14 protein-coding genes are annotated in these 14,399 nt (G+C 73.2%); 12 read left to right on the top strand and 2 right to left on the bottom strand.

The window, feature by feature from the left end:
- Positions 1 to 259: 259 nt before the first annotated feature.
- The 5 genes from FRADC12_RS07345 to FRADC12_RS07325 are packed head-to-tail and all read left to right on the top strand — an operon-like array spanning position 260 to position 4,446.
- Positions 260 to 1,297 carry a sulfate ABC transporter substrate-binding protein gene (locus FRADC12_RS07345; RefSeq protein WP_045876086.1) on the top strand — a complete coding sequence of 346 codons (1,038 nt, stop codon included), beginning with the start codon at positions 260 to 262 and terminating at the stop codon, positions 1,295 to 1,297.
- Positions 1,294 to 2,151 (top strand): sulfate ABC transporter permease subunit CysT, encoded by an 858-nt coding sequence (gene cysT / locus FRADC12_RS07340; protein ID WP_045876085.1) that lies wholly within the window; start codon positions 1,294 to 1,296, stop codon positions 2,149 to 2,151. The genes FRADC12_RS07345 and cysT overlap by 4 nt, the downstream gene beginning before the upstream one ends.
- On the top strand, positions 2,144 to 2,998 hold the full coding sequence (locus FRADC12_RS07335) for a sulfate ABC transporter permease subunit (RefSeq protein ID WP_045876084.1): 855 nt from the start codon (positions 2,144 to 2,146) through the stop codon (positions 2,996 to 2,998). Before cysT ends, FRADC12_RS07335 begins: the two co-directional genes overlap by 8 nt.
- The gene (locus FRADC12_RS07330; protein WP_045876083.1) at positions 2,999 to 3,934 is read left to right on the top strand and encodes a sulfate/molybdate ABC transporter ATP-binding protein; all 936 of its coding nucleotides are present in this window, start codon (positions 2,999 to 3,001) and stop codon (positions 3,932 to 3,934) included.
- A 56-nt stretch (positions 3,935 to 3,990) separates the two neighbouring features.
- Positions 3,991 to 4,446 carry an RrF2 family transcriptional regulator gene (locus FRADC12_RS07325; RefSeq protein ID WP_045876082.1) on the top strand — a complete coding sequence of 152 codons (456 nt, stop codon included), beginning with the start codon at positions 3,991 to 3,993 and terminating at the stop codon, positions 4,444 to 4,446.
- A gap of 89 nt (positions 4,447 to 4,535) precedes the next feature.
- On the opposite strand, the gene FRADC12_RS07320 is transcribed toward FRADC12_RS07325, so the two are convergent.
- Positions 4,536 to 5,039, bottom strand: coding sequence for a DUF4439 domain-containing protein (locus FRADC12_RS07320; protein WP_045876081.1), 504 nt, complete (start codon positions 5,037 to 5,039; stop codon positions 4,536 to 4,538).
- A gap of 72 nt (positions 5,040 to 5,111) precedes the next feature.
- Positions 5,112 to 5,684 carry a hypothetical protein gene (locus FRADC12_RS07315; protein ID WP_045876080.1) on the bottom strand — a complete coding sequence of 191 codons (573 nt, stop codon included), beginning with the start codon at positions 5,682 to 5,684 and terminating at the stop codon, positions 5,112 to 5,114.
- Between the two features lie 396 nt (positions 5,685 to 6,080).
- Here FRADC12_RS07315 and rimP point away from each other — a divergent pair, with 396 nt between their 5' ends.
- From rimP to FRADC12_RS07285, 7 genes are all read left to right on the top strand, one after another.
- Complete coding sequence (rimP, locus tag FRADC12_RS07310; RefSeq protein ID WP_084010504.1) at positions 6,081 to 6,992, top strand: ribosome maturation factor RimP; 912 nt, start codon at positions 6,081 to 6,083, stop codon at positions 6,990 to 6,992.
- Positions 6,989 to 8,164, top strand: a complete 1,176-nt coding sequence (gene nusA / locus FRADC12_RS07305) for a transcription termination factor NusA (protein ID WP_045876079.1) — start codon at positions 6,989 to 6,991, stop codon at positions 8,162 to 8,164. Before rimP ends, nusA begins: the two co-directional genes overlap by 4 nt.
- The gene (locus tag FRADC12_RS32935; protein ID WP_232303662.1) at positions 8,103 to 8,531 is read left to right on the top strand and encodes a YlxR family protein; all 429 of its coding nucleotides are present in this window, start codon (positions 8,103 to 8,105) and stop codon (positions 8,529 to 8,531) included. Before nusA ends, FRADC12_RS32935 begins: the two co-directional genes overlap by 62 nt.
- A gap of 275 nt (positions 8,532 to 8,806) precedes the next feature.
- Positions 8,807 to 12,034 carry a translation initiation factor IF-2 gene (infB, locus tag FRADC12_RS07300; RefSeq protein WP_045876078.1) on the top strand — a complete coding sequence of 1,076 codons (3,228 nt, stop codon included), beginning with the start codon at positions 8,807 to 8,809 and terminating at the stop codon, positions 12,032 to 12,034.
- 198 nt (positions 12,035 to 12,232) lie between these two features.
- Positions 12,233 to 12,577, top strand: a complete 345-nt coding sequence (locus tag FRADC12_RS07295) for a DUF503 domain-containing protein (RefSeq protein WP_045876077.1) — start codon at positions 12,233 to 12,235, stop codon at positions 12,575 to 12,577.
- 50 nt (positions 12,578 to 12,627) lie between these two features.
- Positions 12,628 to 13,191, top strand: a complete 564-nt coding sequence (gene rbfA / locus FRADC12_RS07290; protein WP_045876076.1) for a 30S ribosome-binding factor RbfA — start codon at positions 12,628 to 12,630, stop codon at positions 13,189 to 13,191.
- The gene (locus tag FRADC12_RS07285; protein WP_045876075.1) at positions 13,188 to 14,360 is read left to right on the top strand and encodes a DHH family phosphoesterase; all 1,173 of its coding nucleotides are present in this window, start codon (positions 13,188 to 13,190) and stop codon (positions 14,358 to 14,360) included. Before rbfA ends, FRADC12_RS07285 begins: the two co-directional genes overlap by 4 nt.
- Positions 14,361 to 14,399 lie beyond the last annotated feature (39 nt).

The raw sequence follows: 14,399 nt of genomic DNA, 5'->3' as shown, positions 1-14,399 counted from the left end.
TTCCGCCCGAACTACGCCCACGGCAGATTGTTGCAAGATCGTGTCATCGGTGCAACAAGCGGCTGGTTCTCCCGTGATCCCTCTGGCATGCTGGCGTTCCCGACAAGTCCGATTGACTTGCGTGTACCGTCGCTGTGTGCGTGTCCTGGGAGGAACAGATATGAAGCCGACGAGGCTGGGGTCATCCGGTCGGGGAGCGGGCTGGTCGACATCAGGGCCAAGGGCGGGCCGGTGGACATCAGGGCCGACAGCGGGCCGGGTGCGCCGTGGGGTACCCCTGATCGCTGCTGGTGCGGCTGTCGCGCTGGCGGTGGCCGCCTGCGGCGGCAGCTCGGGCGGCGGTGGCAGCGCGGCGGCGAGCGGCACCCCGGGCCCGAACGCGGGCCAGACGGTCGCGATCGTCGGGTATTCGGTTCCCAAGCCCGCGTACGACGCTCTGGAGGCGGCGTTCCTCAAGACCGACGCCGGTAAGGGCGTCAAGTTCTCGGAGACCTTCGGGGCGAGCGGAACCGAGAGCAAGGCCGTGGCGGCTGGCCAGAAGGCCGACTTCGTTGCTTTCTCCCTCGACCCGGACATGACCCGCCTTGTGCCGAAGTTCGTAGCCTCGGGCTGGAACGCGGATGCCAACAGGGGCCAGATCTCCGACTCGGTCGTCGTGATCGCGGTGCGCAAGGGCAACCCGAAGCACATCACCGGCTGGGATGACCTGATCAAGCCGGGCGTGAAGATCGTTACCCCGGACCCGGCGTCCTCCGGCTCCGCGAAGTGGAACATCCTCGCGGCCTACGAGCACGTCATCGCCGAGGGCGGCACCGACGCGGACGCCCAGACGTACCTGACGTCGTTCTTCAAGAACGTCGTGAGCAAGCCCTCCAGTGGCGCTGACGCGACCACGACGTTCACGCAGGGCACCGGTGACGTGCTGATCTCCTACGAGAACGAGGCCATCGGCGCCCGCCAGAAGGGCACGTCGCTCGACTACGTCGTGCCGAAGGAAAGCTTCCTGATCGAGAACCCGGTCGCGGTGACCCTGACCGCCAACTCGGCGGCCAAGGCGTTCCTGGACTTCGCGCGCAGTGACGCGGGCCAGGCCATCTTCGCCAGCAAGGGCTTCCGGCCGGTCGACCAGAACGTCACCGTCGGCACAGTGGCGGGCGCCAGCGACCCGAGCAAGCCGTTCCCGACGGTCGCCAAGCTGACCACCATCGCGGACCTCGGCGGCTGGTCGAAGGTCAACAAGGAGTTCTTCGACGCCGACAACGGCATCGTGACGAAGATCGAGAACGCTACCGGATGAGTATCGCGGTGGAGTCGGCTCCAGCGGCTTCACCGGCTCGGACCCGAGCCGCGCGGGACGCCTCCGGCGCCGCGCGGCTCGGTCGCGGGTCGGGCCTGGGGCTCGGCATGGCGGTCCTGTGGCTGAGCCTGCTGGTGTTGATCCCGCTGGCGGCGGTCGTCGCGCGCGGGTTCACCGGAGGGTGGAGCGGCTTCTGGGACAACATCACTGACCCCAGCGCCCTGCGGGCGCTGCGCCTGACGGTGACCAGCTCGCTGCTGGTGGCCGCGATCAACGCGGTGATGGGGACGCTGCTGGCCTGGGTGCTGGTGCGCGACCCGTTCCCCGGCCGGCGGCTGGTCGACCTGATCATCGACATCCCGTTCGCGCTGCCGACCATCGTGGCCGGGCTGGTGCTGCTGGCCGTGTACGGCAGCGACAGCCCGGTCGGGATCCATCTGCTCGGCACGCAGCGGGCGATCGTGCTCGGGCTGCTCTTCGTGACGCTCCCGTTCGTGGTCCGGTCGGTCCAGCCCGTGCTGATGGCGCTGGACACCGAGGCCGAGCAGGCCGCGGCCTGCCTGGGTGCCGGGCCCCTGACCATCTTCCGGCGGATCGTGCTCCCGCTGCTGCTGCCGGCCATCGCCTCCGGCGCGGCGCTCGCCTTCGCCCGGGCGATGGGGGAGTACGGGTCGGTGCTGCTGATCTCCGGTGGCCTGAGCCGGACCAGGGTCTCGTCGATGTACGCGTATCAGAAGATCGAGAACTTCGACTTCGGTGCCGCCTCGGCGACCGCCACCGTCCTGCTGGTGGTGAGCCTGCTGGTGATCGTCGGCCTCAACCTGCTCCAGCGTTGGGCGGCCCGCCGTGGGTAGCCGCGGCCCCGGGCGCCTCGTCGGCCGGTTCATCGCGCTGGCGTACGTCGCGATCCTCGTCCTGGTCCCACTCGTCGTGGTCTTCTGGAACACGGTGAGCGCCGGGCCGTCCGAGTTCTGGTCGGCGATCAGCTCCCACCAGGCGCTGACCGCCTTCCGGCTGACCGCCGAGATCTCAGTGGCCGCGGTGGCGCTCAACACCGTGTTCGGTGTCGGCCTGGCGCTGCTGATCGCCCGGCACCGCTTCCCCGGGCGCCGGCTGCTCGGCGCGCTGGCCGACCTGCCGATCTCGGTCTCCCCGATCGTCGTCGGTCTCGCGCTGGTACTGGTCTACGGCCCGGTCGACGGCTGGTTCGGGAAGGGCCTGCACAGCGCGGGCATCGAGATCATCTTCGCGGTTCCCGGCATGATCCTGGCGACGACGTTCGTCTCGATGCCGCTGATCCTGCGCGAGCTCGTCCCCGTCCTGGAGGAGGCCGGCACCGAGCAGGAGCAGGCCGCCCAGGTGCTCGGCGCCAATGCCTGGCAGCGGTTCGTCCGGATCACGATTCCGATCATCCGGCCGGCCCTGCTGTACGGCATCGTGCTCAGCCTGGCCCGGTCGATCGGCGAGTACGGCGCCGTGCTGGTGGTGTCCGGCAACGTCAGCGGAGCCAACCAGACCCAGACCGTGCCGCTGCTGGTCTCCGAACGGATCCAGCAGCTGGAGCCCGGCGCCTACCAGCTCGCGTGCCTGCTGATCGTGGTCACCGTGCTCGCGATCATCGTCGTCAACCTCCGGCGGACCAGGGACGAACCGAACAATGTCGAACCGCAGGACGCGGGACTGGACGAGGGTGGACTCTAGGTGAGCATCAAGGTCAACTCGGTCGGGAAGCGGTTCGGCACCTTCGTCGCGCTGGACGATGTCAACCTGTCCGTGGCGGACGGACGGCTGACCGCCCTGCTGGGGCCCAGCGGCGGCGGCAAGTCGACCCTGCTGCGCATCATCGGCGGCCTGGAGCAGCCGGACACCGGAACCGTCCGCATCAACGGGACGGACGCCACCGGGATCCCACCGCAGCGGCGCAACGTCGGCTTCGTGTTCCAGCACTACGCCGCGTTCAAGCACCTGTCGGTCTACCGGAACGTCGCGTTCGGGCTGGAGATCCGCAAGCGCCCGAAGGCCGAGATCCGGGAGCGGGTCCACGAGCTGCTGGCCCTCGTCCACCTGGAGCAGTTCGCCGACCGGCTGCCCGAGCAGCTCTCCGGCGGGCAGCGCCAGCGGATGGCGCTCGCCCGTGCCCTGGCGGTCGAGCCGTCGGTGCTCCTGCTCGACGAGCCGTTCGGGGCGTTGGACGCTCAGGTGCGCAAGGAGCTGCGCGACTGGCTGCGCCGGCTGCACGACGAGGTGCACGTGACGACCATCTTCGTGACGCACGACCAGGAGGAGGCCCTCGAGGTCGCCGACGAGCTGGTGGTCATCAACCACGGCCGGATCGAGCAGGTCGGCAGCCCAGCCGAGGTCTACGACAAGCCGGCGAACGACTTCGTGATGGGCTTCCTCGGTCCCGTCACCCGGCTGCGCGGCCGGCTGGTCCGCCCGCACGACCTGGAGATCTTCACGGCCGAGACGCCCGAAACGGTGCCGGCGGCGGTCGCCAGCCTGCAGCGGATCGGCTTCGAGGTGCGGGTCACGCTGGACGTCGACGCGGAGCAGTCCTGGGCCCAGCTCACCCGCGGGCAGTCCGAGGCGCTGGGACTCGCCACCGGTGACCGCGTGTGGGTCCGCGCGCCGCGCTGATCGCGGCGCGGCACCCGGCGTGGGCGTGATCATGGCGGGGGCGGCAAGATGGGGACATGCAGATCTCCGCGCGTGCCGACTACGCCCTGCGCGCACTGCTGACCCTCGCCGCCAGCGACGGCGGGCTGGTCAAGGGTGAGACGCTCGCGTCGGCGCAGGACCTGCCGTTGCGGTTCCTCGAGAACATCCTGACCGACCTGCGGCGCAGCGGCCTGGTCGCCAGCAGGCGCGGCGCCGAGGGCGGCTACCAGCTGGCGCGCCCGGCAGCCGAGATCGACGTGGCGACCGTCCTCCGGGCGACCGACGGCCCGCTCGCCGGCGTGCGCGGCCGGCGGCCGGAGGAGGTCACCTACGAGGGTGCCGCCCGCAGCCTGCAGGATGTCTGGATCGCCGTCCGGGTGAGCCTCCGTCAGGTGCTGGAGTCCGTGACCCTCGCCGACATCGCCTCGGGGGAGCTGCCCGAGCTGATCCGCGAACACAGCCAGGCCCCGGGCGCCTGGTCGCGCCGCTGATGCCGCGCCGCTGATGCCGCGCCGCTGATGCCGCGTCGCTGATGCCGCGTCGCTGACGCCCGCGTTGCCGGCTCGGTGGACCGCGCGCGTCAGGAGCGGCCAGGGAACGCCTCGATGGCGGTCGCGGCGCTCTTGCCGGCGATGAGCCTGGCCCGCGCGGCGCGGACGGACGCCTGGGTCAGCGCGTCGACGACCAGCTCGCGAGCGGGGCCGCCCACCGCCGCGACCGCGTTGTAGGCTGCGGCCGCCGTCTGGTCGTCGAGCTGCGCGAGCAGCGTCAACGCGGCTGGAACCGTCGCGGGGTCGACGGGCAGGGCGTAGGCGGGCAGCGCTGCCGGCGGCTGGGCGCCCGCGGCCAGCAGCAACGCGGTCAGCTGGTCGCGAAGCTCGCGGTGCGCGGCGTAGGCGGCGAACGCCAGCGTGCGGGCGTCCCCGGCCGGCGGGCCGAGCGGAGCGAGCGCCCCACCGGCCGCCGACGTCCCGTACACCGCCCCGTGCTCGACGGCGAGCAGCGCCGACAGCGCGGTCACCGCGGCCGGGCCGAGCGCCGCGGCCGCGGGCGACGGCGTCGCCGGCCGGCTGGTCCCCACCATCGTGCCCTTCCTCGTCCGCGTTGTCTGGGTCGGTCGCCGGGTCGTCCCAGGGCGGGACGCGACCCGGCCGGGTCAGCCGATGGCGCCGAGCGCGAGGAGATCGGCGTGGCAGGTCTCGGCCGCGCACAGGCTGGCGAGCAGCGGCGCGAGCACGGTAGTCGTCAGACAGCTCGCCCGGTGCGCGCCGGCCGCGGTGCGTTCGGCCGCCGCGAGGGCCGCCAGCGCGCTCGCCCGGGCCGCGGTGGAGTCGTCCACCGGTACCGCGGTCGTCCCGGTGGCGGTGGCGGGACTGGCGCCAGGCCTGGCGGAGCCGGCCCCCGACGGGGTCGGGACCGGGCCGGTGGGCGCGGCCGCGGGCACGAGCGCGGCCAGCGCGGCCAGGTGCTGCGCGTGGTGCGAGCGCAGGCCGGCGAGCAGCCCGGTGAGCGCCGGGTGGCTGGCGATCGCCGCGTCGTAGCGGGCGATCAGGGCGCGCTCGGTGCCGGCCGCCGCCCGGGCCGCGGGGAGATCGACCGGCGGTGCGAGGAAGCTGCTCGGCAGCGTCGTGCTGCAGCCGGCGGCAAGCGTGGCCAGGCCGGCCGTGGCCAGGCCGGCCGCCGGCAACGCCAGCACTGCCCGCCGGGACGGGGCCGCGACCCTACGCACGCAGCGCAGCCAATCACACTCCTGTGCGCCCGACGTGGTCTGGGCTCCCGCTCGGGCGAGCGGTCGAGTCGCGCGGCCACGCGGTGGCGACCGGACAGCCTGGTCATCATGGGACTCTGCCGGGCCAGGTCCTGGCAGCCCGGCGGTGAGGCTGGATTGGAGCCGTACCGCGACGGACGTAGGCTAAGGATCTCGAAGACCACCCAGACCGTCGGCAGGCGTCCTGATCGTCTCTGGCCAGCGGCAACACCCGGTGACGCGGCGCCAGTCGGTCGGCAGCAGCGGCGCGGGACGAGATCCGGCCGGGGGAGCATCTCCCGGGACCGCCCCAGACCCGCACACACCCACCGAGGCGCGAGCCTCATCGGGCAGGACAGAACGAAGGGATCGGGCGACGTGGCACGGGACGCGAGTGGCCGGACGGGCCACCGGCCGCAGGCGGGCGGCTCCGCCCGGCCTGGCGGCGCCGCCACGGGCGCCGGGCCGGCGGGAAAGAAGGCCCAGCCGGGCCGGTCGGTGCCCTCGGGGCACCTGGATGAGCCGGGGACGGCCCAGCGCGCCCGAGCCGGCTCGGGCGCGAAGGCCACAGCCGGCTCGCTGCCGGCCGAGATCCGCGACCGGCTCGCCGAGGCGCTCGCCGAGGACGGCTTCGACCTGGACGGCCTGAGCCTGTCCCGGGCCGGCTCCCGCAGCGTGTTGCGGGTGGCCGTCGACCGGGACGAGGGCATCGATCTCGACGCGGTCGCCGACGCCAGCCGGTTGATCTCCGAGCTGCTCGACCGGATCGGCGACGAGGGCGGCCTGGCCGGCGCGTATGTGCTGGAGGTGACGTCGCCCGGGGTTGACCGGCCGCTGACACAGCCCCAGCACTGGCGGCGGGCTCGCGGCCGGCTCGTCGAGGCGCAGCGCGCGGACGGCGCCGTCGTCGTCGGCCGCGTGCTCGGCGCGGACGACGAGGGCGCGGACCTCGCGGTCGCCGCCGGCCCGGTCCGGCGCGGCCGCCCGGTGAAGACGAAGCTCGAACGGCTACGGTTCGCCGATGTGGCCCGGGCCGTCGTCCAGATCGAGTTCGGCCCGGCCGGCGGGGACGCGGTCGCCGCCGCTGGAGTGGATGCGGGCCGCGTCGACCCGGCCGGCGACGAGCTGGATGACGGCTGGGCCGATGACGGCTGGGCCGATGACCTTGACGAGCTGGACGTCGGCGATGACCAGCACGGCGACGACGACCCGGGCGATGCCCGGCGCGCGCCGACCGCCGGGCGCCGCGAGGATGGCGGCGGGAGCCCGGGTGAGGAGACAGACCGGTGAAAATTAGCGTCGCCGAGCTGCGCGGCATCGAGCGGGAATACGATCTTTCGTTCGAGACGCTGGTCGAGGCGATCGAGACCGCGCTGCTCAAGGCATACCAACACACCCGTGTCCAGGCGGACGCGGGCGACGAGGAGGAGCCCCGGGCCGCCGACGCCCGGGTGGTCGTCGACCGCAAGACCGGTGAGGTGACCGTCCTGGCCCAGGAGATCCAGCCGGACGGCTCGGCCCGGGAGTGGGACGACACGCCGGCGGACTTCGGCCGCATCGCCCAGGCGACCGCCAAGCAGGTCATCATGCAGCGGCTGCGGGAGGCCAAGCAGGAGGTCACCTACGGCCAGTACGCGGACCGTGAGCACGAGATCGTCTCGGGCGTGGTCCAGCACCACGAGCAGCGGGCCGGTTCCAGGGTGGTCCTGGTCGACCTGGGCGCGGTCGAGGGCGTCCTGCCACCTGCCGAGCAGGTGCCCGGCGAGACGCTGGAACACGGTGACCGGATCAAGTGCTACGTCGTGCACGTCGCCCGTGGTCCGCACGGTGCGGCCGTCACTCTCTCCCGGACCCACCCCGAGCTGGTGAAGGGCCTGTTCCGGCTGGAGGTTCCCGAGGTCGCGGACGGTACTGTCGAGATCGCCGCGATCGCCCGGGAGGCCGGGCACCGCAGCAAGATCGCGGTTCGGTCCAAGGTCGCCGGGGTGAACCCGAAGGGCGCGTGCATCGGCCCGATGGGCAGCCGGGTCCGGGCGGTCATGGCCGAGCTGCACGGCGAGAAGATCGACATCGTCGACTGGTCAGCTGACCCGGCGACGTTCGTCGGCAACGCGCTCTCGCCCGCACGGGTGTCCCGCGTCGAGGTCACCGACCTCGCTGGCCGGGCCGCTCGGGTGACGGTGCCGGACTACCAGCTCTCGCTGGCGATCGGGCGCGAGGGGCAGAACGCGCGGCTCGCCGCCAGGCTGACCAGCTGGCGGATCGACATTCACTCGGACACGGAGGGTGATCATGGTGGCGTCGCGCGACGCCCCGCCGACTCGCCGCGCCGCGCCGGCGCCGGGCCGGCGGACCTCCGCCGCCCGGACGCGGCCTCAGTCGTCGCCGGACCGGGCGCCGGTGGACCGGGTGTCAGACGCTCGCCCGCAACGGGCGGGCAACCCAGGGGCGCAACGGGATAGACTCGCCGTGGCGCGCCGTTCGGAGCAGGGCCTAGCTGATCGAGATCTAGCTGATCGAGATCTAGCTGGGCAAGATCCAACTAGTTCGGTTCGGACCTGTGTTGGTTGTCGGTCCCGGGCGGCGCGGTCCGACCTGCTGCGTATCGTCGTGGTGGACGGGGAGCTCCTGCCCGATGTTCGCCGCCGCTTGCCCGGCCGGGGGGCGCATCTGCACCCCGACCTGGCATGTCTCGACCTCGCGGAGCGCCGGAGGGCTTTTCCCCGTGCGTTGCGGGTGTCCGGCCCACTCGGTCTCGAGCGGGTCCGGGCGCACGTCCAGCAGATTCCTCGCCCCGGTCGGGACGAGGACGAGCCGGGACGTTGTTGACAGTTCCTGCGGGAGCCGACGGCCCCCGCAGGGGCTGCCAGGTCTCGGGCAGGACCGGATGGCGTGCTCCTCGCGCTACCCGGGCAGGGAACGGTAAGGATCAAGGTGGGGGAGTGCCCCACTCGACGGTGGCGTCCGCCGGCGGGAAACCGGCTGACGCCGACATGGAAGCAGGTCGAGAGCGATGACCGCGCAATGAGCACGCAGCCATGATCGCGACCAGCAGGTAACGAGGTCACGCGGGCGCCGAACCGCGGGCCGAACGAAGGAGCACCGTGGCAGGTAAGGCCCGCGTACACGAGCTCGCCAAGGAGCTCGGCGTCGACAGCAAGACCGTGCTTGGCACGCTGAAAGACATGGGCGAGTTCGTCAAGTCCGCCTCGTCCACCGTTGAGGCGCCCGTCGTCCGCAAACTCAAGGAGCGCCTCGGCAGTCCCGCGGAGGCCGGCCCGAAGCCGGGCCGTCCCGGTCCTGCCGGCAACGGCGGTCGTCCCGCCAATGGTGCGGGTCCTCGTCCTGGTCCCGGCGCAGGTGCGCCCGGTCGGCCGGGCCCCCGCCCCGGCCCCGCCCCGGCTCCTGGCCGTCCCGGTCCCGCGACCGCTCCTCGGCCTGCCGCGGCTCCCACCGGCGGCGCCACCCCGGCCCCGGTGTCCAGCCGCCCGTCGGTGAACGCCCCGGTCGAGCCGGTGCGCCGGGAGCCGGTGCCGCAGGTGGACCGACCGGCCGCGCCCGCCGCGGTCGCGCAGTCGCCCACTCAGTCAGGTCCTCGTCCCGGCCCACGGCCTGGGATGCCTGGCCCGCCCGGGTCGCGGGCGCGCCCCGGTGGCCCGGCCGCCGCTCCTGGTAGCCCGGCCGCTGCTGGCGGTCCGGCTGCCCCGGGTGGCCCGGCCGCTCCTGGTAGCCCGGCCGCTCCTGGTGGTCAGGGGACCCCGCCTGCCGCCGCCGGTGGTCCGGCTGCCGGGGCCGCGCAGGCGGCCGCCGGTGGTCCGGCTGCCGCGCCGGCTCGTACCGGTGGCCCGCGGCCTGGTCCGCGTCCCGGCCCCCGGCCGCAGGGACCTGGCAACAACCCGTACACCACGCCCGGCTCCGCGGCGCCCCGCCCCAGTGGCGGCGCTCCTGGCGGTCCCAGGACTGGTGCTCCGCGTCCCGGTGGCGCGCCCGGCGCGCCGCGCTCGGGCGCCCCGGGCGGTCCCGGTGGCCCGCGGCCGAGTCCCGGCGGCATGCCGCCTCGGCCCGGTGGCAGCGGTGGCCCGCGGCCGGGTGGCTCTGGCGGCATGCCGCCGCGGCCCGGTGGCTCCGGCGGTCCGCGCCCTGGCCCCGGCATGTTCCAGCCTCGCCCGGCGGGCGGCGCTCCCGGCCGCCCCGGCGCGCCGGGGCCGCGTCCCGGCGGCGGTGGCGGTCCGCGACCCGGCGGAGGCGGCGGCTTCGCCGGCCGCGCCGGTGGTGCCCCCGGTCGTCCCGGTGGTCCGGGCGGCGCCGGTGGCGCTGGTCGTCCCGGTGGTCCCGGCGGCGGCGGTGGCGCGGGCGGCGGTGGCCGCCCGGCCGCCGGTGGTCGTGGCCGCGGCGGTACGACGGCGGGCGCGTTCGGTCCCGGTGGCCGTGGCCGTCCGGGCCGTCAGCGCAAGTCCAAGCGCGCGAAGCGCCAGGAATGGGAGAGCGGCCTCGAGGCGCCGCGCATGGGGGCGATGGTCCCGCGCGGTAACGGGCAGGCCATCCGGCTCCCGCGTGGCGCGTCGCTCGCCGACTTCGCCGACAAGATCGAGGCGAACCCGGGCGCTCTGGTCCAGGTGGTGTTCACCCAGCTCGGCGAGATGGTGACGGCGACCCAGTCGTGCACCGACGAGACGCTGCAGCTGCTCGGCGTCACCCTCGGCTACGAGGTCCAGATCGTCAGCCCCGAGGACGAGGACAAGGAGCTCCTGGAGACCTTCGACCTCGAGTTCGGTGGCGCCTACGCCGACGACGTCGTGCTCGGCACGCGTCCGCCGGTCGTCACGGTCATGGGTCACGTCGACCACGGCAAGACGAAGCTGCTTGACGCGATCCGGTCGGCCGACGTGGTCGCCGGCGAGGCGGGTGGCATCACCCAGCACATCGGCGCCTACCAGATCACCGCCACGGTCGACGGCGACGAGCGGCCGATCACCTTCATCGACACCCCGGGTCACGAGACCTTCACGGCCATGCGTGCCCGCGGTGCCCAGGTGACCGACATCGTCGTGCTGGTCGTCGCGGCTGACGACGGCGTCATGCCGCAGACGATCGAGGCGCTCAACCACGCCCAGGCGGCAAACGTGCCGATCGTGGTCGCGGTGAACAAGATCGACAAGGAGGGCGCGGACCCGGCGAAGGTCCGCGGCCAGCTCACCGAATATGGCCTGGTGGCCGAGGAGTACGGCGGCGACACGATGTTCGTCGACGTCTCCGCGCGCAGCCGGACCAACATCGACGGGCTGCTCGAGGCGATCATCCTCACGGCTGACGCGTCGCTTGACCTGCAGGCGGCGTTCGGCGTCGACGCGCAGGGTGTGGCGATCGAAGGCCGGCTCGACCGCGGCCGTGGCCCGGTCGCGACGGTTCTGGTGCAGCGCGGCACGCTGAAGATCGGTGACTCGATCGTCGCCGGCGAGGCCTTCGGCCGCGTCCGGGCGATGCTCGACGAGCACGGCGCGAACGTGACCGAGGCTGGTCCGGCCCGTCCGGTGCAGGTGCTGGGCTTCACCAGCGTGCCGGACGCGGGCGACAACCTCCTGGTCGTGCCCGAGGACCGGGTCGCCCGGCAGATCGCCGAGCGGCGTCAGGCCCGCGAGCGCAACGCCGAGCTGGCGATGAGCCGTGGCCGCCCGACGCTGGAGACCATCCTCGAGCGGATGAAGGAGGGCGAGAAGACTCAGCTCAACCTCATCCTCAAGGGAGACGTCTCCGGTTCGGTGGAGGCCCTCGAGGACGCGCTGCTCAAGATCGACCTCGGTGACGAGGTCGGGCTGCGCATCATCGACCGCGGGGTCGGCGCGATCACCGAGACCAACGTCATGCTGGCCTCGGCGTCGGACGCGCTCATCATCGGCTTCAACGTCCGCCCGCAGGGCAAGGCGACCGAGCTGGCCGACCGTGAGGGTGTCGAGGTCCGGTACTACTCGGTCATCTACCAGGCGATCGAGGACATCGAGAACGCCCTCAAGGGCATGCTCAAGCCGGTGTACGAGGAGGCCCAGCTCGGCACGGCGGAGGTCCGCGAGGTCTTCCGGGTGCCGCGGATCGGCAACGTCGCCGGCTGCATCGTCCGGACCGGGATCATCAGGCGTAACAGCAAGGCGCGCCTGATCCGGGACGGCGTGGTGGTCGCCGACAACCTCACCGTCGAGTCGCTGAAGCGGTTCAAGGACGACGCCGTCGAGGTCCGCGACGGGTACGAGTGCGGTATCGGGCTCGGCTCGTTCAACGACATCAAGATCGAAGACGTCATCGAAACCTTCGAGCAGCGCGAGATCCCGCGCGTCTGACCTGCGGTGACCGGCTCGGGCCGGCGCCCCCTGCTCGCTGCCTGACGGCAGCTTCGCCGGGGGCGCCGGTCAGATATCTGCTCCGGGGGGCGGCCCCCGGACCCCCGATGTCGCGCGCGGAGCGCGCGACCGGAGGCCCGGGGACGCCCGCCGCACGAGGGGCTCGGCGACTTACTAGTCAGTGGGAACAAGACTTGTATGTGGATAGGTCTGCTCAGTGTGGACGTGCGGCTTGGTGACGTTCATTCGCTGAAGGAGAAGCGGTCGCTCGTGCGGCCGGTCGTGGCCGAGCTGCGCAAGCGGTTTCCGGTGAGCGCGGCCGAGGTCGACCATCACGAGCTGCACCGGCGGGTGAAGTTCGGCATCGCGGTTGTCGCCGCCGACCGGGGCTTCTGCGTCGACGTCCTCGACGGCTGTGAGCGCCTGGTCGCCGAGCGGCCGGAGCTCGAGGTTCTCGAGGCGCGCCGCCGCTTTCTCGCCGAAGACGACATCGACGAACAGGCCGACCCCTCCAGTGGCTGGAGCGGCCTACAAGGGGCATGACCGACGGAGGCCGGCTAGGTCTCCGAGCGGCTTGCATGGAGGTGTGAACGGTGGCTGATCCCGCCCGCGCGCGCCGGTTGGCGGTCCGCGTTCGGGAAGTGGTCGCGGCCGCGCTCGAACGCGGTGTCAAGGACCCCAGGCTGGGGATGGTGACGATCACGGACGCCCGGGTAACCCCGGATCTCATGGAGGCGACTGTCTTCTACACCGTCTACGGCGACGACGAGGCTCGCGAGGCGTCGGCCCGCGCCCTGGAGTCGGCCAAGGGACTGCTGCGCTCCCAGGTGGGCAGGGCGACCGGCGTGAAGTCGACGCCGACGCTGACCTTCGTGCACGACCGGTTGCCCGACGACGCCCAGCACCTCAACGATCTGCTCGCGGTCGCCAGGGCACGGGACGCGGCGCTCGAGACCGCGCGCGAGGGCGCGAGCCCCGCGGGCGAGGCCGACCCCTACCGCAAGCCCAGGGAGGTCGACGACGGCCTCGACGACCTCGACGACCTGGACGACGACGAGCCTGGCTACGGTGCGTTCGGTACCGGCGAGCGCGATGACGAGGCGGACGAGCCAGGCCCGGCCAGCGAGGGCCGACCGGTGGGCGGCGTCGGGCGATGAGCCCCGAGGCGGCGTCCGGTCGTCCGTGGGTCTGGCCGGACGCGGTCGCGCTGCTGCGCGCGGCGCTGGACGAGGGCTGGGCGGTCGGGCTGTTCGCCCACGTCAACCCGGACTCGGACACGCTGGGCTCGGCGCTCGCCCTGGGGCTCGCGTTGCGCGCCGCCGGCGGGAAGGTCGTCGTGTCGTTCGACGCGGAACCCTTCCAGGTGCCGGACGGTCTCGCCTTCCTGCCGGGCCAGGACCTGCTGGTCGCTCCGGCGGAGCTGCCGGCGCGGTTCGACCTGGTGGTCACGCTCGACGCCGCCGCGCCGCACATGCTCGGTACCCTCGCCGACCGGATGGCGGGCGCCCCCCGCACCCTGGTCGTCGACCACCACCGGTCTGGCGCCGACTTCGGCCAGGTCCGGATGGTGGACCCCGACGCGCCGTCCACCTCGAGCGTGGTGCTCCAGCTGCTCGACCGGCTCGGCCTCGAGCTGACCGCCCACGTCGCGACCGCGCTGTATGCCGGGCTCGCGACCGACACCGGCTCGTTCCGGCAGGCCACCACCTCGGCGGCGGCGCACCGGGCGGCGGCCCGGCTGGTCGACGCCGGCGCGGATCCGACCGTGATCGGCTGGTCGGTCTGGGGGATACACCGGTTCGGCTACGTCGGCCTGCTCGCCGAGGTGCTCGGCCGGGCCGGCCTGTCCCAGTGCGCCGGGGCCGAGGAGCACCGGCTGGCGTGGACCTACATCACGGACGCCGACCTGACCAGGCACGGGCTGCGCCTGGAGCACGTCGAGGGTGTCGTCGACGTGCTGTGGGGGGTGCTGGAGGCCGACCTCGCCGCCGTCGCCAAGGAGCTGCCCGACCGGGGCTGGACGGTGTCGCTACGCTCGCGCGGGCCGATCGATGTCGGTGCCGTGGCGATGGGCCTCGGCGGCGGCGGTCACCGGGAGAAGGCCGGCTTCCTGGTCAGCCCCGCCACCGACCAGCCATCCGGCGGCCAGCCCTGTGCGGGCCAGGCCGGTGGCGGGCCGTCCGAGTACGAGGCACGCGTCGGCCAGATCGTGGCGAGCATTCTGAACCAGGTCCGCCGCCTGGCCGCTGGCCGCGGCGGCGTCGGGCCGATGGGCTTGCAGACCATCCGTGTCGCCCACCTCGCCGCCTCGCCACGGCGGTCCTGACGCGGCCGTGCCGCCCGGCGGCCCAGGAAAACCGCGGCC

Source organism: Pseudofrankia sp. DC12, assembly GCF_000966285.1.
Classification (GTDB): Bacteria; Actinomycetota; Actinomycetes; order Frankiales; family Frankiaceae; genus Pseudofrankia.
This window is presented reverse-complemented; position numbering and strand designations above follow the sequence as displayed.

Coding starts and splice junctions, on each gene's coding strand:
- cysT (WP_045876085.1), top strand. CDS start 1,294: ATGAGTATCGCGGTGGAGTCGGCTCCAGCGGCTTCACCGGCTCGGACC.
- FRADC12_RS07320 (WP_045876081.1), bottom strand. CDS start 5,039: ATGGTGGGGACCAGCCGGCCGGCGACGCCGTCGCCCGCGGCCGCGGCG.
- FRADC12_RS07325 (WP_045876082.1), top strand. CDS start 3,991: ATGCAGATCTCCGCGCGTGCCGACTACGCCCTGCGCGCACTGCTGACC.
- FRADC12_RS07285 (WP_045876075.1), top strand. CDS start 13,188: ATGAGCCCCGAGGCGGCGTCCGGTCGTCCGTGGGTCTGGCCGGACGCG.
- FRADC12_RS07295 (WP_045876077.1), top strand. CDS start 12,233: ATGTGGATAGGTCTGCTCAGTGTGGACGTGCGGCTTGGTGACGTTCAT.